The sequence below is a fragment of the Ohtaekwangia sp. genome (genome assembly GCF_036568665.1).
GTDB lineage: Bacteria > Bacteroidota > Bacteroidia > Cytophagales > Cyclobacteriaceae > Ohtaekwangia.
The window spans coordinates 1-23,018 of sequence record NZ_DATCSD010000139.1 but is presented as its reverse complement, the minus strand read 5'-3'; the positions used below and the strand labels follow the sequence as shown (position 1 = coordinate 23,018).

Annotated in this window: 17 protein-coding genes; 12 read left to right on the top strand and 5 right to left on the bottom strand. The window is 42.4% G+C overall.

The annotated features are described in order from the left end of the window. From VIN08_RS07480 to VIN08_RS07435, 10 genes are all read left to right on the top strand, one after another. On the top strand, window positions 1–430 hold a 430-nt coding region (locus VIN08_RS07480; RefSeq protein ID WP_331962554.1), incomplete at its 5' end, for a HAMP domain-containing sensor histidine kinase. Window positions 431–904: 474 nt separating this feature from the next. Next, on the top strand, window positions 905–1,603 hold the full coding sequence (locus VIN08_RS07475; protein WP_331962551.1) for a 4Fe-4S binding protein: 699 nt from the start codon (window positions 905–907) through the stop codon (window positions 1,601–1,603). Next, window positions 1,600–2,115, top strand: coding sequence for an NADH-quinone oxidoreductase subunit J (locus tag VIN08_RS07470; protein WP_331962549.1), 516 nt, complete (start codon window positions 1,600–1,602; stop codon window positions 2,113–2,115). Before VIN08_RS07475 ends, VIN08_RS07470 begins: the two co-directional genes overlap by 4 nt. After that, window positions 2,115–2,420: an NADH-quinone oxidoreductase subunit NuoK gene (gene nuoK / locus VIN08_RS07465; RefSeq protein WP_331962546.1), complete on the top strand. Its 306-nt coding sequence runs from the start codon at window positions 2,115–2,117 to the stop codon at window positions 2,418–2,420. The genes VIN08_RS07470 and nuoK overlap by 1 nt, the downstream gene beginning before the upstream one ends. 2 nt (window positions 2,421–2,422) lie before the next feature. Continuing rightward, on the top strand, window positions 2,423–4,366 hold the full coding sequence (locus tag VIN08_RS07460) for an NADH-quinone oxidoreductase subunit L (RefSeq protein WP_331962543.1): 1,944 nt from the start codon (window positions 2,423–2,425) through the stop codon (window positions 4,364–4,366). Between the two features lie 37 nt (window positions 4,367–4,403). Continuing rightward, window positions 4,404–6,017, top strand: coding sequence for an NADH-quinone oxidoreductase subunit M (locus VIN08_RS07455; protein ID WP_331962540.1), 1,614 nt, complete (start codon window positions 4,404–4,406; stop codon window positions 6,015–6,017). A gap of 3 nt (window positions 6,018–6,020) precedes the next feature. Continuing rightward, window positions 6,021–7,532: an NADH-quinone oxidoreductase subunit N gene (locus tag VIN08_RS07450; protein ID WP_331962537.1), complete on the top strand. Its 1,512-nt coding sequence runs from the start codon at window positions 6,021–6,023 to the stop codon at window positions 7,530–7,532. 94 nt (window positions 7,533–7,626) lie between these two features. Beyond that, complete coding sequence (locus tag VIN08_RS07445) at window positions 7,627–9,510, top strand: amidophosphoribosyltransferase (RefSeq protein WP_331962534.1); 1,884 nt, start codon at window positions 7,627–7,629, stop codon at window positions 9,508–9,510. 139 nt (window positions 9,511–9,649) lie between these two features. Beyond that, window positions 9,650–12,691, top strand: coding sequence for a TonB-dependent receptor (locus VIN08_RS07440; RefSeq protein WP_331962531.1), 3,042 nt, complete (start codon window positions 9,650–9,652; stop codon window positions 12,689–12,691). A 16-nt stretch (window positions 12,692–12,707) separates the two neighbouring features. Further along, on the top strand, window positions 12,708–14,096 hold the full coding sequence (locus VIN08_RS07435; protein ID WP_331962528.1) for a RagB/SusD family nutrient uptake outer membrane protein: 1,389 nt from the start codon (window positions 12,708–12,710) through the stop codon (window positions 14,094–14,096). Between the two features lie 285 nt (window positions 14,097–14,381). Here the strand turns inward: VIN08_RS07435 and clpB are convergent, their stop codons facing one another. Together clpB and VIN08_RS07425 are read right to left on the bottom strand one after the other, a co-directional pair. Beyond that, window positions 14,382–17,000, bottom strand: a complete 2,619-nt coding sequence (clpB, locus tag VIN08_RS07430) for an ATP-dependent chaperone ClpB (protein WP_331962525.1) — start codon at window positions 16,998–17,000, stop codon at window positions 14,382–14,384. A gap of 137 nt (window positions 17,001–17,137) precedes the next feature. Further along, window positions 17,138–17,719 (bottom strand): CAP domain-containing protein, encoded by a 582-nt coding sequence (locus tag VIN08_RS07425; RefSeq protein ID WP_331962522.1) that lies wholly within the window; start codon window positions 17,717–17,719, stop codon window positions 17,138–17,140. Between the two features lie 143 nt (window positions 17,720–17,862). On the opposite strand from VIN08_RS07425, the gene icd reads away from it, so the two are divergent. Both icd and VIN08_RS07415 read left to right on the top strand, forming a co-directional pair. Further along, entirely contained in the window at window positions 17,863–19,089 is a 1,227-nt protein-coding gene (icd, locus tag VIN08_RS07420) for an NADP-dependent isocitrate dehydrogenase (protein WP_331962520.1), read from the top strand. Between the two features lie 173 nt (window positions 19,090–19,262). Continuing rightward, the gene (locus VIN08_RS07415; RefSeq protein WP_331962517.1) at window positions 19,263–20,441 is read left to right on the top strand and encodes a hypothetical protein; all 1,179 of its coding nucleotides are present in this window, start codon (window positions 19,263–19,265) and stop codon (window positions 20,439–20,441) included. Window positions 20,442–20,486: 45 nt separating this feature from the next. Here the strand turns inward: VIN08_RS07415 and ribH are convergent, their stop codons facing one another. From ribH to pdhA, 3 genes are all read right to left on the bottom strand, one after another. Beyond that, window positions 20,487–20,954, bottom strand: a complete 468-nt coding sequence (gene ribH, locus VIN08_RS07410; RefSeq protein ID WP_331962514.1) for a 6,7-dimethyl-8-ribityllumazine synthase — start codon at window positions 20,952–20,954, stop codon at window positions 20,487–20,489. A 123-nt stretch (window positions 20,955–21,077) separates the two neighbouring features. Then, window positions 21,078–21,767: a tetratricopeptide repeat protein gene (locus VIN08_RS07405; protein WP_331962511.1), complete on the bottom strand. Its 690-nt coding sequence runs from the start codon at window positions 21,765–21,767 to the stop codon at window positions 21,078–21,080. A gap of 92 nt (window positions 21,768–21,859) precedes the next feature. Further along, entirely contained in the window at window positions 21,860–22,903 is a 1,044-nt protein-coding gene (gene pdhA, locus VIN08_RS07400) for a pyruvate dehydrogenase (acetyl-transferring) E1 component subunit alpha (protein WP_331962508.1), read from the bottom strand. Between the last annotated feature and the right edge of the window lie 115 nt (window positions 22,904–23,018).

Here is a 23,018-nt window from a genome sequence, read left to right as displayed (position 1 = left end):
TGTTGAAGAAAATATACAGTTACTCGGGTCAGTACAAGACAAACAAATAGCGCTCGTCAACGAAGTGCCTACTGATGCAATTGGCTTTGCCGACTCAAACACCATTAACCTGGTGATTCGTAACCTGATGACCAACGCTATCAAATTTACCAACGATGGTGGCCGGGTAGTCATCTCAGCCAAACCACAGGAGAAAGATATAGTAGTATCGGTAAGTGATAACGGTGTTGGTATGAAGCCTGAAATACTAAATATACTCTTCGATAAAACCGCTCCCTATACCACCCGGGGCACTGCCAACGAGAAGGGTACCGGTCTGGGCCTCATCCTCTGCAAAGAATTTGTAGAGAAAAACGGTGGTCGCATCTGGGTAGAAAGCGAAGAAGATAAAGGCAGCACGTTTTATTTTACATTGCCAAAAGCCGTTTAGCTTCGAGCTCTGACTTGTAGTGCGTGCATTATACTTCATCATTCCGTGTTCCCTGTTCGATATTCGTTATCGGTTAATGGTTATTCTTTAATCGTGAGAGTGAGTTAGTGTGTGTAAAAAGTCTAGCTGCACACAAAGGAGCACTACCAACTTCAATATTCGTTGATCGGTGTTCCTTGTTCGATATTCAGAAATAGCTGCTGGCTTCGGGCCACTGGCTGCAGGAGGTGTGAGTGTGAGATTAGTCGTGTCTTTATACTTCAATATCTGTTAATCGATAGTCCTTGTTCGATATTCAATTCCATTATTCGTTAATGGCCTATAGCTAATAGTTATAGAGCCAGGTAATAGTGCTTCCGCATTTGACTTCCCGTCTTTTCTTCAATTTTACCTTTTACGCTTTCTGCTTACGGATTAACTCTCAAAGATTTTCCTTCATTACATCCTTTTCCGTTCTATTTTTGTTACCTGAAAATGGAAGCAACAAGTCATACATATTTTGGAAAAATTGCCTATGCCGTCCGTTCGTTAGGAGCTGGTCTGAAGATAACATTCAGCCACATGCTGCGCGCGCGGAAGAGTCGTAAGCCCGTTATCATTACCGATCCAACGTACTTCCAATCAACAGAAGGTATCAACACCATTCAGTTTCCTTACGAGATGCAGCCTGTTCCTGATACCGGGCGTTATCGTCTTCATAATGAAATTGATGATTGTATAGTATGCGATAAGTGTGCAAAGGTATGCCCGGTAAATTGTATCACCATCGAACCAATCAAAGCGACTGAAGAGATCGGCAAAACATCCGATGGAACATCCAAACGTATCTACGCAGCGAAGTTTGATATCGATATGGGCAAGTGCTGCTTCTGCGGACTCTGTACAACGGTGTGCCCAACGGAATGTCTTACCATGACCAAGGTATATGATTTCAGCGTGTTCGATATACGCGAGCACAACTATGTATTTGCTGAAATGACGGAGGAGGAGATCGCTGAAAAGAAACGTGTATACGAAGAGAATCAGAAAAATAAAGCTGCTGCAAAATCGGTAGCAGAGCCGATCGTTGTAACAGAAGAAAAGAAGGATCTAACAGCTGAAGCACCCAAAGTTGCCAAGCCTGTATTTAAACCCAAAATTAAACCTGCGGGACCACCGCCTTCTAACGGATGAGCTTAGTAACCTTCATGTTTTATTTTTTTGAATGCGTTACGGCAGTCGCGGCCATTAGCCTGGTGTTTATACGAAATGTTTTTTACGGAGCGTTGTTGCTTATCGTATGCCTGCTATCGCTGGCCGGTATATATATACTTACCTTTGCCGAGTTTGTAGCCATAACACAGATATTAATCTATGCGGGTGGTGTGCTGGTGGTAATTATATTCGGTGTTATGCTCACCGCCAAAATTTCGGGTAAACCCCTCGTTGTGCAGCATGGTAATGTATTGGGTGGTGTGCTGGTATCGGGCGCATTCTTTATGTTACTTACGTGGCTTATTACAACGCAGACCTTTCGAGAACAGGAGCCTGCTATAGCAACATCGGACAGTGCGATGATCAATGCGATCGGTATAGGATTGATGACTGATTTTATCTTACCATTCGAAGTAGCCGGTATATTGTTGCTGGTAGCATTGATCGGGGCTGCCATTATAGCATCCACCATTAAATCGAAGAAAGTATAATGTTTCCGCTGCACCATCTTCTATTGCTGGGAGCACTGCTCTTTTCTGCCGGGTTGCTGGTGGTGATCACGAAACGCAATGCGATTATGGTATTGCTGGGAATTGAGTTGATGCTTAACGCAGCGAATCTGAACCTGGTAGCTTTTAATCAGTTATATAGCCAACAACTCAACGGACAAATGTTTGCGTTGTTCGTTATTATCGTGGCAGTATGCGAAGCCGCTGTAGGCCTGGCAATTGTATTGAGAGTATATCAATATTACCAGACATCAACACCGGATGAAGTAACGGAATTGAAAGATTGATCATGGCGGAGACAACACTCTATACTTCCTTTTTCGAAACCTGTCTGCTACTGGCAGTAGCATTGCCATTGCTCTCTTTTTTTACAGCAAGCGTTATATCCGAGCGTTACTCCTGGGCGGTAACATTTACAGCGCCTTTGCTTTTGTTAGTGAGCGCAATTTGTTCGATCTATATATTTCTTACTGTGTGGAACCATACACCATACACCACACAGTGGACATGGTTCTCGATAGCCGGCACTACTATATCGGCCGGAGTATATGTAAATAATATAGCGGCAGTAATGCTGTTTGTAGTAACGCTCATATCATTCCTGGTGCATCTATATTCTACCGGCTATATGGCGGGTGATGAAGGTATAACCCGTTACTTTGGTATGCTGGGCTTATTTACGTTTGCCATGCTCGGCATAGTATTAGCCAATAATTTACTACTCGTTTTTGTATTCTGGGAGTTAGTTGGTTTTTCATCTTATATGCTTATCGGTCATTGGAAAGATAAACCCGAAGCAGCAGCAGCAGCGAAGAAAGCATTTATCTTTAATCGTATTGGTGATGCAGGATTTTTGGTAGGGCTCATGTTGCTCTGGACGAACACCGGTACATTTGAGTTAGTACAGCTCGCAACGAAAACGGAATTATTCTCGTGGCAAACAACGGCATCCCTATGCCTCTTTTGTGGAGTGATGGGTAAGTCAGCACAGTTTCCGTTGTTAACCTGGCTGCCGGATGCCATGGAAGGACCAACGCCTGTATCGGCATTGATACACGCAGCAACCATGGTGGCTGCCGGAGTATTTTTACTCGCGCGTATAGATTTTTTGTTTACACCAACTGCTTCTGATGTGATAGCTGGTATAGGTATAATCACAGCGCTTATCGCAGCACTATCAGCAATAGTACAGGCCGATATAAAGAAGATACTGGCATATTCTACCATATCGCAGTTAGGACTTATGGTAGCCGCTATAGGAGCGGGCTCCACAGCAGCGGCTATGTTGCATTTGTTTACGCACGCATTTTTTAAAGCGTGTTTATTTCTCTGTGCCGGCAATATTATACATGTGCTGCACCAGGCACAACAGCAGACGCATGCACACTTCAACGTACAGGATATACGAAATCTAGGAGGGCTACGTAAAAAACTTCCTTTTACTTATATAGCATTTATAGTGAGCGGAAGCGCATTGGCCGGTATACCTTTCTTCTCCGGGTTCGTTTCTAAAGATGCTATACTCACGACCATGAGTGTATGGAAAGGTGCTGATTTCTCATGGCGGTGGATTGTTTTTATCGGAGCATTTGTTGTTTCGTTCATAACGGTGATCTATACTTTCCGAATGATCTGGGCGATCTTTATGGGAGAGGAGCGCGAGACGGTTGCATTGCCGGTAATAGAGCCACCCGTATTTATGCGTGCACCGGTAGCTATACTGGCTGCATGTTCTATATGGCTTGTTGTTTCTTTTAATCCGTTAGCGTATCAAGGCTGGCTTTTCAATGGGCTGCATCCGGGTAAATATTTTCATATAGGTATAATTTCTATTGTATCGGCATTGTGGGTGTTGTTAGCGGTTGCAGTTTCGTGGTTTGTATTCAGGCAGCGTTCGTTAAACTCATCTTTGTTGCTACACGCTTTCTATCTCGACTCGATCTATAGCTATATCATTGGTAAACCATCGTTGAAACTGGCGGCTTTTGCCGAGTATGTAGATCGTAAGTGGATCGATGGATTTATTCACGCATCTGCATATGCACAGGTAACTACAGCACACTTTATCGGCTGGTTCGATCGCGCTGTTGTAGATGGTGCCGTGAATGGTATAGCAGGATTATCCCGAAGCATTGGTAATTTCACACGCTCCTTTCAGGGCGGTAAGATCCAGCTTTATGTTTTGTGGGCAGCCCTGGCAATTATTATTTTTTTAATTTGGACACTATTTTGAGAAGCTAAAAGCCTTATCAGGGCAAAATGGAAAGTACATGCACCCGTATCTGATATCACTTTTAATATTTATACCGCTTCTTGCAGCATTCATTGGTCTATTCATTTCTGCCGGTGCTCAGAAATATTTCCGGTATAGTGCCCTGCTGGTAAGTATACTGCAACTATTCGTGGTAATTACCATGCTTGCAAAATATACGGCAGATGCAGGTATACAATTTATTGAAAAGAAGAACTGGATCACATTAAGCCTCGGCTCCTGGGGGATACTAAAAGCAGAATACTTTGTTGGTGTTGATGGATTGAGCCTGCCACTGGTAGTATTATCAGTAGCAATCATGTTAATAGCTGTTATTTCTTCGTGGACGATCGATAAAAGTGTAAAAGGATATTTTACCCTCCTGCTCATTCTTAATGCAGCCATCATCGGCAGTTTTGTTGCACTCGACTTTTTACTCTTCTATCTCTTCTTCGAGTTTATGCTGCTGCCCATGTTCTTTCTCATTGCTATATGGGGCGGAGCCAGGAGAGAGTATGCGTCTATCAAATTCTTCCTGTATACATTGCTGGGATCTATTTTTATACTGATCGTAATGATCGGGCTATATATCAGTGTGCATGATCCGTCTTACTCCGGTCAACTGGTGCATAGTTTCAACCTAATCAGCATGACTGATCCTGCGAACTTTGTTTCCAATTCTGTTCTCGATCCAAACAATCCATGGAAGTTAGGTCCGCTGGATACACGCATGTGGGCGTTCCTTTTATTGTTCCTGGGCTTCGCCATAAAATTGCCGATGGTGCCGTTGCATACATGGTTACCTGATGCGCACGTGGAGGCGCCTACGCCCGTATCGGTAATTCTGGCGGCACTGTTATTAAAGATAGGTGGATATGGTCTTCTGCGTATAGCCTTCCCGATATTTCCGGATGCCGCTATATATTTCAGCTGGTTCGTTGGACTGATGAGCGTGATCTCGATCATTTATGGAGGTATGAATGCGATGGCCAGCAAAGATCTGAAGCGATTGATTGCTTACTCCTCTGTATCGCACATGGGGTTCGTATTGCTTGGGCTTGCTTCACTAACGCCAGAGGGAGTTGCAGGGTCCATGTATCAGATGGTGAGTCATGGTATAATTTCAGCGTTGCTGTTTCTTATAGCGGGAGTTATATATGATCGTACACACGATCGTACCATCAATAATTACTCAGGCCTTTCTTCCAGAATGCCATCTTATACTACTGTTGTATTGATTGGCTTTTTTGCTTCAATGGGTTTACCTGGTTTCTCCGGGTTCATTGCTGAGATCATGGTGTTTCTCGGGGCGTTCCGTTCAAACAGTATAAATGGATTATTGCCGGAAGCAATGGCGATCATTGCAACAGCCGGATTGATATTGGGAGCTGCCTATTATTTGTGGACGATGCAGCGAATGTTCTTCGGACCGTACAACCTGAAAGGAGATGTATCCAGCGATGCTATATATGATCTGAATAAAAGAGAATATTTAGTATTGGTGCCGCTAGCGATAGCAGCATTAGTCTTCGGTATATTTCCTCAACTGCTGATAAACTTTATCGATCCGTTTGCCCGGAGTTTTTCGGAGTTCGTACTCGCAACGGGAAAAAGCTTAACCCTAAATCCGTAACCCGTGAAAGGCGGTTTGTCAGAAACACTAGATCATATCTTCTTCAGTCTGCTGATGATGAGTCCGGAAGTAATTCTGGCAATCGGTATACTGTTGATCATTATAGTCGGGCTGGTAAGAAAAAATGATCCGAGCCTCGCATTACTTTCTTTCCTTGTCTTTTCTTTTTCGCTTTTGTTTGCCGTTGATCATTGGCAGGATTTTGAGAAACCTACATTGCTCTTTCATGGTATGCTGCAACGCGATACCTTCTCGTCATACCTGCAGACGCTGGTAGATGTGGCGGGTATCCTTACCGTTGTAATGAGCTGGCGCAACAAACAACTGCAACACTATATTTCAGAATACTATGCCTTGCTGATTGCCGTGGTATTGGGAGCGCATCTGCTGGTGATGAGCAAGAACCTGCTTATGGTGTTTCTTTCATTGGAGTTGATATCGATCAGCTCTTATATACTTACTGGTTTTGCATTCAACAAAAAGGGAGCGGAGGGAAGTTTAAAATATTTCATTTTCGGGTCAGTCGCCTCTGCTATCATGTTGTATGGTCTTACCATGTTCTACGGTTTTACCGGCACACTGGATTTTTACTCAGCAGATTTTGTTAACAAACTTCAGGGCAATCTTACACCACTCTTCTTTGTTTCAGCGCTGATGGTGATGAGTGGGTTCCTCTATAAAATAGCAGCCGCTCCGCTTCATCCATGGGCTCCCGATGTATATGAGTCTGCACCCATGCCGGTGGTAGCTTTTTTTTCTATCGTGCCCAAGCTTGCAGGCATTGGTATATTAATGCGATTTAGCCTCGCCATTAATTTGGGAGGTCAATCTCCCTACGATTGGCAATTCGTATTAAGTGCAGTCGCCATACTTTCTTTAACAGTAGGAAATTTTTCTGCGCTCATGCAAAAAAATCCCAAGCGACTTATGGCGTATTCGTCTATCGCACAATCGGGTTTTCTGCTAGTGGGTATTGTTGCATTTCTTCCACAAGGCATACAGGCCATGTTGTTTTATGCAACGGTATATATGGTGATGAATTTTATAGTATTCCTTTACCTGCAATATTTTGAAAAGCACGGCATTATATCGATTGCAGACTATCAGGGTATAGGAAAAAAAATTGTATGGCCGTCTGTTTTTTTATTGGTAGGGCTTATTGCGCTTACAGGACTTCCTCCCACGGCAGGGTTCACAGCCAAGCTTTTTATCTTTACTTCACTCTGGGAATCGTATCAGCTCTCCGGTAAAAATATATTGTTGTGGTTATTGATTTTTGGTTTGCTCAATACCGTTGTTTCGTTGTTTTATTATCTGCGAATACCCTACTATGCTTTTGTAAAAAGCAGTGAATCGTCAGTAAAAACAAATATTCTTACGTTCGAAAATCTTTTAGGACTGATATTGGTTTTACTCGTACTTCTGTTCTTCTTCAGCCCCGGGCTGTTGATGGGATGGATTAATAAAATTACCTTTGTGTCTGTTATCCGTTATCCGTTATCCGTTATCGGTTAAGCGTAATCCGAGAGAAGTTTTTTCTGCGGATAACGATTAGCGATCAACGTACCACGGAACTCCCGGATAGCTCTAAAGAATTTAACGGTACACTATGAGCGACCAAATCCTTCACGAGTGCGGCATTGCAATGATCCGCCTGCGTAAGCCACTATCGTACTATCTTGATAAGTACGGACCAACTTACGCGATGAATAAGATGTATATCCTGATGGAGAAGCAACACAATCGCGGACAGGATGGCGCTGGAGTTGCCAACATTAAGATAGACGTAGAATCAGGGCACCGTTATATTAGCCGTTATCGTTCCATCAAGCCACAACCCGTGGCACACCTCTTCAAAAAAATCAGCAAGAAATTTAAGAAAGCGCAAAAGCAGGGAAAAGACAGATTCCGTGATGAGCAATGGCTTAAAGAAAATGTAGCATTCACCGGAGAGTTGTGGCTAGGACACCTGCGTTATGGAACGCACGGTATGAACAGCATTGAAAACGTGCATCCGTTCCTTCGGCAGAATAACTGGAGGAGCCGTAACCTGGTAATGGCTGGTAACTTCAACATGACTAACGTTGAAGAGTTATTTGAAATACTGGTAAACCTTGGTCAGCACCCAAAAGAAAAAGTTGATACAGTTACGGTGATGGAAAAGATCGGTCACTTCCTGGATGAAGAAGTGCAGGGTATCTTTGAAAAGTATAAAGATAAATTTTCAAACCGTGAAGTATCAGAAATCATCGAGAATGAGATCGACCTTCAGCGCGTATTGAAAAGAGCGTGTAAGGATTTTGATGGCGGATATACTATGGCCGGCATGACTGGTTCGGGCTCTGCTTTTGTAACACGCGATCCGAATGGTATACGTCCTGCTTATTTTTATGCGGACGATGAAGTAATCGTAGTAGCGTCTGAGAAACCTGCTATCAAAGCAGCGTTCAATGTAGAGTATAATCAGATAGAAGAAGTAAAACCTGGTCACGCATTGATCATTAACAAGAGCGGTGAGTTCGATCAGTATCAGATCACAAAAGCAGGTGAGAAAACATCGTGCAGCTTCGAACGCATTTACTTCTCACGCGGTAACGATCCGGATATATATAAAGAACGCAAACAACTTGGCCGCCTGCTGGTGCCCCAGGTATTGCGTGCTATAAATTTTGATATTAAGAATACTGTATTCTCCTATATACCCAATACAGCAGAGACTGCATTTTATGGTTTGATGGCCGGTATTGAAGATTACCTCATCAACAAACAAAAAGAAATCATCATCGATGGTAAACCTTCGGTTGATTCTTTAGAAGATATACTGTCATTCAGACCACGCATAGAGAAGCTGGTACAGAAAGATGTGAAACTTCGTACGTTCATTACCGATGATCAACATCGAGATGAAATGGTATCGCATGTATACGACACTACGTATGAAGTAATCCGCAAAGGAGTTGATACACTGGTGGTAATCGATGATTCTATTGTGCGTGGCACAACACTCGAGAAGAGTATATTGAAAATGCTCGATCGCATTGGTCCCAAAAAAATAGTAGTCGTTTCATCAGCACCACAAATCCGTTTCCCGGATTGCTATGGTATAGACATGAGCAAGATGGGCGAGTTTGTTGCCTTCCGCGCTATGATCGCGTTGTTGAAAGATCAGGGTAAAGATTATTTATTAGGTGAAGTATACGAGAAATGTACAAGAGCACGCGGCCACCAAAGTCAGCTGAACTATGTGCAACAATTGTATGAGCCATTCACCGATGAAGAGATATCTAAAAAAGTTGCTGAAATCTGCCGCCCGGCCGATATGAAAGCAGACCTCGAAGTAGTATTCCAGACGGTAGAGAACTTGCACAAAGCAATTCCTCATCACTCTGGCGATTGGTACTTCACCGGTAATTATCCCACTCCTGGTGGCATGAAAGTCGTAAACAGATCGTATGTAAACTACATGGAGGGTAAGTTGGTGCGCGCTTATTAGCCGTTCGTAATCTGTTGGAAACGTTTTAGAATATTTTTTAATCCCTTCTCTTTCGGTATTTTATTCTGTAGAATGTACCTCTTGGCAAGTTTTTAGTAACTTGTAGGGAGAATTTTATTTAATAACCTAAACCAAATCTATGAAGAGAGGTCTACTATTATTAGTAGCGGGGATGCTGTTTCTTACATCCTACGCTCAGGAAAAAGTAATCTCCGGGAAAGTCACATCTGCTGAAGATGGTTCTGTCTTGCCAGGAGTAAACGTTCTGGTTAAGGGTACTACCAATGGTACTGTTACAGATGAAAACGGAAGCTACACCCTCAGTGTAGGAGCAAACGCAACACTCGTATTTACATTTATCGGTTACACATCTCAGGAGATAGAAATCGGAGCGCGTTCCAGTGTAGATATACAAATGGCTGCAGATGCCAAACAGTTGTCGGAAGTAGTAGTAGTAGGATATGGAACGCAGATCAAACAAGATCTTACTGGTAACATTGCTTCTGTTAGCGGAAAGGAAATTCAAAATCAACCCGTACCAAGTTTTGATCAGGCCATGCAGGGAAGAGCAGCCGGGGTATTTATTGAATCGGGTAACGGTAAACTCGGGCAAGGTATAAAAGTTCGCGTGCGCGGTGCGGCATCAGTGTCTGCATCAAACGAACCGTTATATGTTGTAGACGGAATTATCGTAACAACAGACAACCTTTCGTCTACCGATGCGCCAACCAATCCGTTGGCAAACATAAACTCGAATGATATAGAGTCAATCCAGATTTTGAAAGATGCTGCTGCTGCTGCAATCTATGGATCGCGCGCAGCCAATGGTGTGGTTATCGTAACAACCAAGCGTGGTAAAAGTGGTAAGACATCTTTTAATGTGAATTATATGAAAGGATTCAGCAGCCCTACGCGTAAAGCAAAGTGGCTGGATGGACCTCAGTATTATCAGGCTTTCAAAGAAGCTTTTGATAATACAGATGCTATACTTCAGCGCGATGAAGGAACAGACTTTGGTGACTATATGTATGGTGAGCCAGGTTTGACTTTCGACCAGGTGCTTAGTTATGAATTAGGTGACTGGAATAAAGATGCGAACGAGAACTGGGCGAACGATGCATACCAGAAAGATGCCGGTATAGATCAATTTGATTTTTCTGCCAGTGGTGGAAATGAAAAAACGAAGTTCTATACGAGCTTACAATTCTCCGATCAGAAAGGTATTCTGATAAACGATCGCTTTAAAAAATTAAGTGCTCGTGCGAACCTTGATCATAAAGCATCTGATAAAATCAGCTTTGGTCTTAACTTCAGTTTGTCAAGATCTGTGAACAATCGTCTTGCCGATGATAATGAGTTCACTACACCTATGCAGCTTTTGGCATTGCCGCCAATTCAGCCAGCATACCTGGAAGATGGTACACTCAATACCAACACAGTATATTTTAACGGGTTAATCAAAGCAAAGCATTCAAGCTTTGAAACAACAACCTGGCGTAACATCTCGAATATATATGCTGTGTGGCAAATCACGCCTGAACTTTCTTTCAGAAGTGAAGCGGGTGTTGACTTGCTGAATCAGAATGAAAATGTATGGAATGGTCGTGAAGTAGATTCACAAACTGGCAATGTAAAAGGTGGTGGATATTCTACTTACGACAACGTTTTGAATTACTCTACCAACAATTACTTCTCGCTGAATAAAGTTATCGGCAAGCATAGTATAGAAGCAACGGCCGGTATGAGTTTTCAGAAGTATGAACGAAACTCCAATACATTAACCGCACAAACTTTGCCGAGCAGTGCCTTCAGAACATTGGTAAGTGCATCGGTTATTACAGATGGGGCAAGCTCATTTACCGACTATGCGTTCCTTTCTTATTTTGCCCGCGCAAACTATAAATTTAACAACCGCTACCTGTTATCGTTGAGCGGACGTGTTGATGGATCATCCAAGTTCGGTAAAGATGAACGTTATGGATTTTTCCCTGCGGCTTCCGCGGGATGGATTATATCACAAGAGCGTTTCATGGAGGATATAAAAGGTACCCTCAGCTTTTTGAAGTTAAGAGTTAGTACAGGTTTAACGGGTAATGCACCTACTCAGAATTTTGCTGCGTTAGGTCTATATGCTGCTAATACGTATGATATAGATCCAGGTATAGCACCATCTCAACCGGCAAATAATAATTTGAAGTGGGAAACAACGTTGCAGACGGATATCGGAATTGATTTTGGTTTGTTTAATGATCGCATTACCGGTGAGGTTGATTACTATACCAAGCACACAACCGATGTATTGTTAAATTCTAACGTGCCAGGTACATCCGGATTTTTGACTCGCTTTATTAATATAGGAGAGATCGAGAACAAGGGTTTTGAATTTGTGATTAACACACAAAATATAGTTGGTACATTCTCGTGGAGCAGCTCACTTAATTTTGCTCGTAACAGAAATAAAATACTTAACCTGAATGGTAACGTAATTGAAGGCGGTTATATCAACAGAGCTGTAGAAGGTCAACCTATAGGCGTGTTCTACGGTGTAGAGTATGCTGGCGTTAATCCGGATAATGGAGATGCATTGTTCTATGTTAACGATCCTGCAAATCCTAACCGTAATACTACCAGCAATTACAACGAAGCGTTCCGCACAGTTTTAGGAAATCCGAATCCTAAATTTATAGGAGGTTTCAGCAACACACTTTCGTATAAAGGATTTGATCTTAACTTCCTCTTCCAGTTTGTATATGGCAATGATGTATACAACGGTGCAGGAAGATTTCAGCGCGCTAACTTTACATACTTCGATAACCAGTTGGTATCTGACTGGAAGAATTCATGGAGACAGCCGGGCGATAAAACAGATGTACCTCAGGCACGTTTGTTCCTCGATAATGGCGATCAGGAATCTTCACGCTTCCTGCAGGATGCGTCCTATATACGTTTGAAGACGTTGAGTCTCGGGTATAATTTCCCTTCTACTATAACCAGTCGCTTGTCTATGCAGAGCTTACGCCTATATGTAGCAGCTCAAAACTTGCTGACTATAACAGGTTATGACTTGAATGACCCTGAAGTAAATACCGATTACCTCGCAGGTAACATTGGTCAAGGCAATGACTTTTATGCAGCGCCACAGATAAAGACTGTTTCTTTTGGAGTAAACATTGGCTTCTAACCTTGAATGTAGAATCATGAAAAAGAATAATATACTATTGACGCTGTCCTGCATAGTACTGATTGTGGCAGGATGTTCGCAAGAGCTTGATATAAAGCCTAAAGATTCTGTTACTGAAGATCAGGCGCTCGACTCACCTGAAGCTATTCAATCTTTACTCGTGGGTGCTTACGATAGAATGGCAGATGATGATGTATATGGCGGATGGATTCAAATGACAAGCGATCTGCTGGGGACTAATTTTGATATTACATGGAACGGTACATTTTCTGACCCTGGCGATATCTGGAGTAAAGCAATGACCAGCAATAATGGTCAGGCGGAAGTAACATGGACAGAAACGTACGAAGCTATAAATGTTACAAACATTGTTCTCGCCAATCTCGATGTTGTTACAGATGAAGATGAAAAAAGCAGAATTGAGGGTGAAGCCAAATTTATTCGTGGTACTATGTACTTCGAACTCGTTCGTCTTTTTGCTAAAGACTGGGCAGATGGTGATCCTGCTGTTAACCTGGGCGTGCCATTAAAACTTACACCAACAGATCTGAACTATAACCCGGCTGTTAACTTTATATCGCGTGCCACGGTGGCAGAAGTATACGATCAGGTATTTGAAGACCTGAATACTGCAGAAGAGCTTTTGGCTAATTTGGATGGCAATGGTTTTTATGCCACTGTATGGGCCGCAAAAGCGGTACTGGCCAGAGTATATATGCAGCAGCGTGATTATGATAATGCGCGCATCAAAGCGAATGAAGTTATTGAGAGCGGGCAATTCTCGCTGGTCGATCGTATCGATCGGGCATTTAACCAGGCAAACAATTCCGTTGAAGATATATTTGCCATCCAGGTAACAAACCAGGATGGTGAAAACGCTCTTCAGACATTTTATGCAGCAACGGCTTACAATGGAAGAAGAGATATCAGAATTCGTCCGGAGTATGAAGCTCTGTTTGAAGAAGACGATCAGCGCTTGCAATATCTCATATACTATGATGTGTCCGGAAGACGCCTGAGCGGTAAGTATAAAGATCAGTTTGCAAACATCAGTATAATACGTCTTGCGGAAATGTACCTGCTTCGTGCAGAAGCAAATTTACTGGCAGGAGGTACACAGGTTGGACCGAACACACCGGGAGATGATCTGCAACTGATCCGCGCCAGAGCGAAAGCCAGCGATGCTCCGGCAAACCCTACACTGGATGATATCTTGCTGGAACGTAAACGTGAACTTGGTTTCGAAGGTCAGTTCATTCATGATATTCGCAGAACCGAAACAACGATCGAGCAATTAGGAACCTATGCATGGAACGATGATGTGCTTGTGCTTCCTATACCTCAGCGGGAAGTTGATGCGAACCCATCATTAAAGGGACAACAGAATCCGGGCTACGGAAACTAAAGCTTAGATAATTTTTAAGAAAGGCTGTTTTTAAAAACAGCCTTCTTTTTTGTTGATACTTCCAAAAAACAAAAGCCCCGGGAACCACCCCGGGGCTCAAACCAAACCCCTCATACCAACATCGTCCCGACCGAGAGGCCGGGATCACCAATCCTTAAACCTGATACTATAACAGTAGACGCATATACTTGGTTCATATTGTATTACGCATAAAAAGATAGTGGCAACGGATAAAACTATGAAAGCCACCGGGAGGTGGCTTTCATTTTTTGATTACATGCATTTCTAATTTACTAATTCGGCATTCTCGATATTTTCGAAAATAAATTCTGTGTCATTTTTCAGATCAACGAGTATCACAGAATCTTTATGCACTTTGCCTGCGAGTATTTGTTTCGATAATTCGTTCAGAATTTCGCGTTGCATCACACGCTTCAACGGACGTGCACCAAACTGCGGATCGAAGCCAAGCTTGGCTATACGCTCGCGTGCGGCTTCGGTAATCTCCAGTTTGATACCCGATTCCTCCAGGCGTTTGCATACCAGGTTAACCTGTATATCTACGATCTTGCGTATATCTTTTTTACTCAACGGACGGAACATGATGATCTCATCAATGCGGTTTACAAATTCAGGGCGCACCGATTTCTTCAACAGATCCATTACTTCATCTTTCGTTGTCTCCAATACATCGAAGTAATTTTGATCAGTAATCTTTTCAAAGTTCTCCTGTATCAAATGCGAGCCGATGTTAGTAGTCATGATAATGATCGTGTTTTTAAAGTTTGCTACACGACCCTTATTATCGGTCAACCTTCCATCATCAAGTACTTGCAAAAGTATATTGAATACATCCGGATGTGCTTTCTCAATTTCATCGAGCAATACAACAGAGTATGGCTTTCTGCGCACCGCTTCTGTTAACTGGCCGCCTTCATCGTATCCTACATATCCCGGAGGCGCACCAATCAAACGACTTACACTGTGTCGTTCCTGGTATTCACTCATATCGATACGCACCAGCGCGTTCTCATCATTGAACAAGTACTCAGCGAGTGCTTTCGATAACTCAGTTTTACCAACACCGGTTGTACCCATAAAGATGAACGAACCTATAGGACGTTTCGGATCCTGTAACCCCGCGCGACTTCTGCGAACAGCATCACTCAACGCTTGTATAGCTTCTTCTTGTCCGGCAACACGCTTGCTTAATTCTTCTTCAAGGTTCAGCAATTTTTCGCGTTCGCTTTGCAGCATTTTAGAAACCGGTATGCCTGTCCACTTTGCTACAACCTCTGCTATATCTTCACTATCAACTTCTTCTTTCAGCAAGGTTTTTTCTCCCTGCATTTCTTTCATCTTCAACTGAAATTCATTGAGGCGTTTTTCCGCCTCTGTAATTTTGCCATAGCGTATCTCGGCAACTTTTCCATAGTCGCCAGCCTTCTCCGCTTGTTCAGCTTCAAACTTTAGCTTGTCTATATTTTCTTTTTCTTTCTGAATGCCATGCACCACTTCCTTCTCGCTTTCCCATTTTGCTTTCAGGGAATTACGTTGCTCCGAAAGCTCGGCAATCTCTTTGCTCAGAATAGATTCTTTCTCACGATCTTTCTCTCTGCGAATGGCTTCACGCTCAATTTCAAGTTGCATGATCTTGCGATTGAGTTCATCAAGTTCTTCCGGCAGCGAGTCCATCTCCAGGCGAAGTTTGGACGCAGCTTCATCCATCAGGTCTATCGCTTTATCAGGAAGGAAGCGATCACTGATATAGCGGCTCGATAATTCAACCGAAGCTATAACAGCATCATCTTTTATACGCACTCCATGATGAAGCTCATATTTATCCTTTATACCACGAAGTATAGATATACTGTCTTCAATAGAAGGTTCATCTACCATTACCGATTGGAACCTGCGTTCGAGTGCCTTATCTTTTTCTATATACTTCTGATATTCCTTCAGCGTAGTAGCACCTATAGCATGGAGTTCACCGCGCGCCAGGGCAGGCTTCAATAAGTTAGCAGCATCCATCGCGCCTTCGCCACCACCACCTGCGCCAATGAGCGTATGGATCTCGTCAATGAACAAAATGATTTGTCCGTTGGAATCCGTTACCTCTTTGATAACCGCTTTCAGACGTTCTTCAAATTCACCTTTATACTTAGCACCTGCTACGAGCAAGCCCATGTCCAGTGATACCAGAATTTTATCTTTCAGATTTTCGGGAACATCACCATCAACAATGCGTTGTGCCATCCCTTCTACGATCGCTGTTTTACCAACGCCCGGTTCTCCTAAAAGTATAGGGTTGTTTTTGGTTCTGCGCGATAATATCTGAAGTACCCGTCTGATCTCTTCATCGCGACCAATCACCGGATCGATTTTTCCTTCTTTCGCCAGTTCGTTCAGATTCTTTGAGTAGCGCTCAAGAGATTTATACTTTGCCTCAGCGTTTTGATCAGTAACTTTTGATCCTCCGCGAAGCTCTTTGATTGCTTTGATAAGAGAAGCGCGTTCAAAGCCTGCGTCTTTCATAGCAGACGATGCTTTGTCTTTTGTAGCAAGTAATGCGAGTAATAAATGTTCTATTGATACATATTCGTCTTTGAACTCACGCAGTTCTTTTTCTGCGTTTTGCAAAACGGTATTGGTGGCCGAAGACAGATAGGGCTGCTGACCGGAAACACGGGGATAACCATTCAGTATCTCCTGTAGTTTACTGTCGAGAATATTCTCATTTATATTCAGCTTTTTAAATAAATAGCCCGATACATTTTCATCTGTTTCGAGAATAGCTTTAAGTATGTGGCCAGGCTCGATGGCCTGTTGTTGATTGCTGGTGGCTATTTCAGCGGATTTCTGTAACGCCTCCTGCGATTTTATAGTAAATTTTTCGAAGTTCATGTTATTCAAATCCTCCCGGTCATCTTATCAAAAAGCAATCCTTATCGCCTTTTCTGAAAAATTGACATTGTATAGGCTGGCTTAATATCTATAGTGCAGCCGTTTTGACTTGAAACAAGACAATCTGCACGAGCAAACTATTGATTACAGGCGGAAGGTATTTCGGCATCTGTTACCTCGCCAAACCATACTAACCCATATTCTTTATATAGTGCAACACCTATCGCTTTCCATTTTACTTTGCTCCAGGTGCCGGAGTTGATCAATAAAGGATTGTGCCCGGGACTTATCTTCCAACCATCCAAACCTTCTTGTGCTGTAGCGCCACTGGAACTCCAATAAGCGATCTCAAATCCCTGAGAAGGATAGCCTGCAATTTCTTTTGGCTTGTCCCACATGCACTGTGCCTGCTTATGGTCGCTGGTATAGCAGCACGAAGTCCAGTTACCTTTTTTAGACCAGCTATGAGGATTGCATTTGTTATTAGGATCGAATGTATAGTTGTCGGCCAGATCGCGGCCATGTATTTGTGCTACCTTGGTAAGTTTGGAGGATAACGGAATAGACTCAAGTCCTTTACTCTTCCGGTATTCCATAATGAGGTCGTACAACTTCATTTCTTCTGGTGATAAGCAGATTGTTTCGTCAGCCACAGGTCTGCGCTTATCAAAAGCAGACAGCGCTAAAAACAGGAATGAGACTAAAACAATCGTTTTCATATTATATTTTCAGGATTAAACGATAGAAACATAAAATATCTTCATTTCTGACCTTTATTTTTTAATTTTCCGCGCCCAAATTCAGGGTAGGTGCCTTACAGGAACACCTTAACACGCAAAAACATTAAACTATTTTAAGTAAAATGAGCGATCAGAAAATCAGCATCAGCAACGGTAAACTTAACGTTCCTGATAATCCGACCATCCCGTTCATCGAAGGTGATGGAACCGGTGTAGACATTTGGCCTGCATCTAAATTAGTATTCGATAAAGCAGTTGAGAAAGCTTACGGTGGAAAGAAGAAGATCAACTGGAAAGAAGTATTGGCGGGAGAGAAAGCTTTCAACAAAACAGGTAACTGGTTGCCGGAAGAAACGCTCACAGTTTTCAAAGAATATCTGGTAGGTATTAAAGGACCTCTTACTACGCCTGTAGGCGGAGGTATCCGTTCATTGAACGTGGCGCTTCGCCAGGAGCTTGATCTCTATGCCTGCGTACGGCCAGTGCGTTGGTTTAAAGGTGTTCCTTCTCCTGTAAAAGAACCCCATAAAACTGATACGATCATCTTCCGCGAAAACACGGAAGATATATATGCTGGTATCGAGTTCCAGGAAGGATCGGACGACAACAAGAAATTCCTGAAATTCTTCGAAGAGAATTTTTCGAAACTATATAAGAAGATCCGTTTCCCGCAGACCACTGCTATTGGTGTGAAGCCGGTATCGAAAGAAGGTACAGAACGTTTGGTGCGTTCGGCTATCGAGTATGCACTGCAGCACAAGAAGCCTAGCGTTACACTGGTTCACAAGGGTAACATCATGAAATTTACGGAAGGTGGTTTCCGCGATTGGGGATATGCTCTCGCGAAAGCTGAGTTTGGTGCAAAAGATCTGGATGGCGGACCTTGGCAGATCATTGAAAAAGGCGGTCACAAACTCATCATTAAAGATGCTATTGCTGATGCCTTCCTGCAACAGATCCTGTTAAGACCAGATGAATATTCAGTAGCAGCAACTTTGAACCTGAACGGTGACTATATATCTGATGCACTTGCAGCAATAGTAGGTGGTATAGGTATAGCTCCGGGTGGTAACATTAATTACAAAACAGGCCACGCTATATTTGAAGCTACGCACGGAACAGCACCGAAGTATGCAGGACAGGATAAAGTAAATCCTGGATCTGTAATTCTCTCAGGTGTAATGATGCTTGAGTATATGGGCTGGCAGGAAGCTGCCGACCTGATCGTAAAAGGTCTGGAAGGTGCTATATCTTCGAAGAAGGTAACGTACGATTTCCACCGCCTGATGGAAGGAGCTACACTGTTGAAGTGCTCTGAGTTTGCAGAAGAGATTGTGAAGAATTTCTAAGATCTTCCGAATAACTCATTAGTACTTGATAAAGTAAAAGCCATCTCATTTTTTAGAGATGGCTTTTTTGTTGATACTATAGTTAGAGTGAATTGAACGTTTAGTAAAAAAAGAAGGGATAGCACCTGATACATTTGAGAAATCAAAAGTATATGGATAGAGATAACAGTAAGATGAAAGAGTATAAAGTAGCAAAAGGATGGGCAATTTTCATTTATATAGTTGCACCGGTATTGATTGGAGTATTCTTGTGGGTACTGGGTATACAATTAACTTCGCTGACAGGGAATAACATATCGCTGGCTGCGCAAGGGTTCCTCATATTGATCTCCATCGCCATGATTGCCTTGATGATCATTGGACTTATAGATACGATAAAAGGGAAGGTCGTAATAGACAATGATAAGATTTACACAATAAGTGTTTTTTCAAGCAGACAATTGATGTTTGATGAAATCAAAGGGTATAGATTGAATGACAAATTCATTCTTATTGAGCCTACTGTGCAGGCTAAAAAGAAAATAAAGATCAGTACATATTTTAGTAAGACAAATGAAATTGTTGACTGGCTAGCGACACACTATTCCGACCTTGATTTACTTGATGCTGAAACAGAAAAACAGGAGATATTGAACAATGCAGAGTTTGGCTGGACTACTGAGCAGAGGGAGGAAAAATTAGAGCAAGCGAAGAAGGCTTCCAAAATCCTTAATTGGGCTGGTGGTATAGCGGGAGCTTGGGCGTGGTTTTTTGCTAGTCCATATGAGTATGCGATTATAGCATGTCTCGTAATTCCCATAGTGGCCATTTTAGTTTTTAGATTTTTTAGAGGTCTGATTCGAATAGATGAAAAAATAAAGGGCGCACATCCAAATGTATTGTGGGCTATATTTTTCCCTTCGGCAGCACTTGGAATAAGAGCCTTGATGGATTTTAACATATTCGACTATAGCCATGTGTGGACTCCTACTCTTGTGATATCGGTAATATGTGTCGGATTATTACTGATTGGCAATAAGGAATTTAATTACCGGCAACTGAAGGATTATTTGGGCGTTTTTTCTGCCTGTCTATTTATAGCTTTCTATAGCTTCGGAAGTGTCATCATATTGAATTGCCTATATGATAAATCAGAGCCTGAAGTATTTCAGGCAAAAATCTTGAATAAAAGGAAGAGCTCAGGAAAAAGTACATCTTATTATTTTGAATTGACTGCTTGGGGTAAAAGAGAGAAGGCGGATGAGGTTACAGTTTACAAAGAGCTATACGAGCAACTTGATGTAAATGATGAAGTAAATATATATTTTCAAAAAGGTGAATTTGAAATTCCGTGGTTTATAGTAACAGAATAAAGAAAAGCCGGAGACATCCGGCTTTTTCTTTAGAAGACTAATGTCCTAAAAATTCAACATCGATATAGCCGTCAATGCAGCTTCCTCACCTTTGTTGCCATATTTACCACCGGCTCTATCCATTGACTGTTGCTTGTTCAGCGTAGTCAACACACCGAAAATTACCGGCTTTTTAGTCTTGATATTTACCTCTGTTATACCATACGCTACCGCCTGACATATATAGTCGAAGTGAGGCGTTTCGCCTTGAATAACACAACCCAGGCTGATCACAGCACTAATGGATTTATCTTCTGCTGCCCAGAGAGAACCCAGCGTAAGTTCGAAAGTACCGGGAACCGTTTTACGAATGATGTTTTCCTTCTTCACTCCGTTTTTAATGAGCGATTCCACGGCTCCGGAGTATAGGGCTTCCGTTATTTCTGAGTTCCATTCAGCAACTACAATCGCGAATTTTTTCCGGGAGAGGTTGACGTTGGTTTTTACCTTTCCTGATTTAAGTGGACCTGCCATGGCTATATTTTTTGCTTCTGTTATTTATCCAAGACTGACGATGTACCATAAAGGGTTGCCATCATTCAAAATAAAAAAGGGGATAGATCAAATCTATCCCCTGTAAAATTAAAGTAAATCTTTTTATGAATTGCTTTCAAGTCTAGCCTTGAACTTGCGGGCATTCTGGTATTCTGCAGATTCCCAAAATTCATTAATGATCTTGTCGTATACCTCTTTTGCTTTATCGTTTTGATTCAGCTTCTCATAAGCAAGAGCTTCTTTCATCAGATAAGCAGGAGAGAAGTATTTGTTTGATTTATAGTTTGCTGCTTTGTTATAGTATTTGGCAGCATCCTCATACTTTTCTTCTTCCATATAGGTGTCGCCAATCAGGCTGTATGCACGCGCTTGTACCAACAGATCGCTGGAACTGAAATCTTCAAGATATAGGCGTGCAACATTGAATTTACCTTGCTTCAGGTAGATAGCACCGGTATAGTAGTTAGCAAGTTTAGCGGCATCAGATAAACCGTAGTCATCAATAATAGCAAGGAAGCCGAGGTTGTTACCATCACCATTCAAGGCGAGTTCCAGACTATCCTGTTCAAAATAATAAACGGCCTGGAACATTTCCTTTTGAGCAGCATCATTCTGGGTTCCTTTATAATATTGGAATCCAAAATAAGCTCCCACGATCAAAAGAATTGCCACTCCAATTCCGATCATGGTTTTAGGATTACTCTCTACCCAGTTTTCAGCATCTTCCAGTTTATGCTTGATCGCTTCCGGGTTTTCCAGCAACTCGTGCTTGTGTTCTTCTTTTTTAGCCATTGTTATTTAAAAATTGCGCCCTCCTGAATTTAACGGGAGGGCGCAAAACTACAAATTAGATCATACTAAACAAACAGCACAGAGACAAGTGATTAGTCCATGATGAATGGATAATCCGTCTGTACATAAACATCCGTCAGAGCCTCAGAAGGATCAGGGAATTTAGATTCCTCTGCAAACTTTACACTTTCTTCGACCTGCTGAACGATTTTGTTATCGATGTCTTCCAATTCTTTCTCGGTAGCAAATTTCTTATCGAGAATAGTTTTGCGAGTAACTTCAATCGGGTCGCGGTGTTTGTATTGTTCTACCTCTTCTTTCGTTCTGTATTTCTGAGGGTCAGACATAGAGTGACCTTTGTAACGATAGGTTCTGAATTCTAACAGTGTAGGACCTTCACCGGCACGTGCTCTTGTTGCTGCGCGTGAAACGGCATTATGAACATCTTCGCATCGCATCGCATCGACAGGCTCGGCAGGCATATCATAAGCTTCCGCCAGTGTGTACAGTTCATGAACATTGGAAGTACGCTGAACCGATGTACCCATAGCGTATCCGTTGTTTTCAATAACGAAGATCACCGGAAGTTTCCAGAGCATGGCTAAATTCAGCGCTTCATGAAATGCACCCTGACGCACTGCGCCATCACCCATATAGCAGATACAAAGATTACCTGTCTTATTATATTTTTCAGCGAAGGCTATACCGGCACCCAGTGGAACCTGAGCACCTACTATACCATGGCCTCCCATGAAATGGTGTTCTTTATCAAAGATGTGCATCGAACCACCTTTACCTTTGGTAGTTCCTGTTTCTTTACCATATAGCTCGGCCATAATAGCTTTAGGATCAGTTCCTAGCGCTAATGGATGTCCGTGATCACGGTAAGCTGTTATATACTTATCGCCTTTTTGTAAAGCCGAAACAGAACCAGAAGCGCAAGCTTCCTGTCCTATATATAAATGACAGAATCCTTTTATTTTCTGCATACCATAGAGCTGACCGGCTTTCTCTTCAAACTTCCGCATCAGTTGCATACTCTCATACCAATACAGGTAGGTCTCTTTTGAGAATTCTGTTGAATCGCTCTTCTTCGCCACGGTGGGCTCGTTCTTGGCTTTTGTTGTAGCAGGCATATCCCTATTTTTGATCCGAGCTGCGAAAATAACCCCCCAACGAACATTAGCCAAACTTTCAAGGCAATTCCTCATGTACCTGGATGAACTTCATTTGCTGAATTTTAAAAACTAC

Bases quoted from the DNA above. Each gene is read 5' to 3' on its own strand.
- VIN08_RS07475 (WP_331962551.1), top strand. From the start codon at position 905: ATGGAAGCAACAAGTCATACATATTTTGGAAAAATTGCCTATGCCGTC.
- VIN08_RS07470 (WP_331962549.1), top strand. From the start codon at position 1,600: ATGAGCTTAGTAACCTTCATGTTTTATTTTTTTGAATGCGTTACGGCA.
- nuoK (WP_331962546.1), top strand. From the start codon at position 2,115: ATGTTTCCGCTGCACCATCTTCTATTGCTGGGAGCACTGCTCTTTTCT.
- VIN08_RS07460 (WP_331962543.1), top strand. From the start codon at position 2,423: ATGGCGGAGACAACACTCTATACTTCCTTTTTCGAAACCTGTCTGCTA.
- VIN08_RS07455 (WP_331962540.1), top strand. From the start codon at position 4,404: ATGCACCCGTATCTGATATCACTTTTAATATTTATACCGCTTCTTGCA.
- VIN08_RS07445 (WP_331962534.1), top strand. From the start codon at position 7,627: ATGAGCGACCAAATCCTTCACGAGTGCGGCATTGCAATGATCCGCCTG.
- VIN08_RS07440 (WP_331962531.1), top strand. From the start codon at position 9,650: ATGAAGAGAGGTCTACTATTATTAGTAGCGGGGATGCTGTTTCTTACA.
- VIN08_RS07435 (WP_331962528.1), top strand. From the start codon at position 12,708: ATGAAAAAGAATAATATACTATTGACGCTGTCCTGCATAGTACTGATT.
- clpB (WP_331962525.1), bottom strand. From the start codon at position 17,000: ATGAACTTCGAAAAATTTACTATAAAATCGCAGGAGGCGTTACAGAAA.
- VIN08_RS07425 (WP_331962522.1), bottom strand. From the start codon at position 17,719: ATGAAAACGATTGTTTTAGTCTCATTCCTGTTTTTAGCGCTGTCTGCT.
- icd (WP_331962520.1), top strand. From the start codon at position 17,863: ATGAGCGATCAGAAAATCAGCATCAGCAACGGTAAACTTAACGTTCCT.
- VIN08_RS07415 (WP_331962517.1), top strand. From the start codon at position 19,263: ATGAAAGAGTATAAAGTAGCAAAAGGATGGGCAATTTTCATTTATATA.
- ribH (WP_331962514.1), bottom strand. From the start codon at position 20,954: ATGGCAGGTCCACTTAAATCAGGAAAGGTAAAAACCAACGTCAACCTC.
- VIN08_RS07405 (WP_331962511.1), bottom strand. From the start codon at position 21,767: ATGGCTAAAAAAGAAGAACACAAGCACGAGTTGCTGGAAAACCCGGAA.
- pdhA (WP_331962508.1), bottom strand. From the start codon at position 22,903: ATGCCTGCTACAACAAAAGCCAAGAACGAGCCCACCGTGGCGAAGAAG.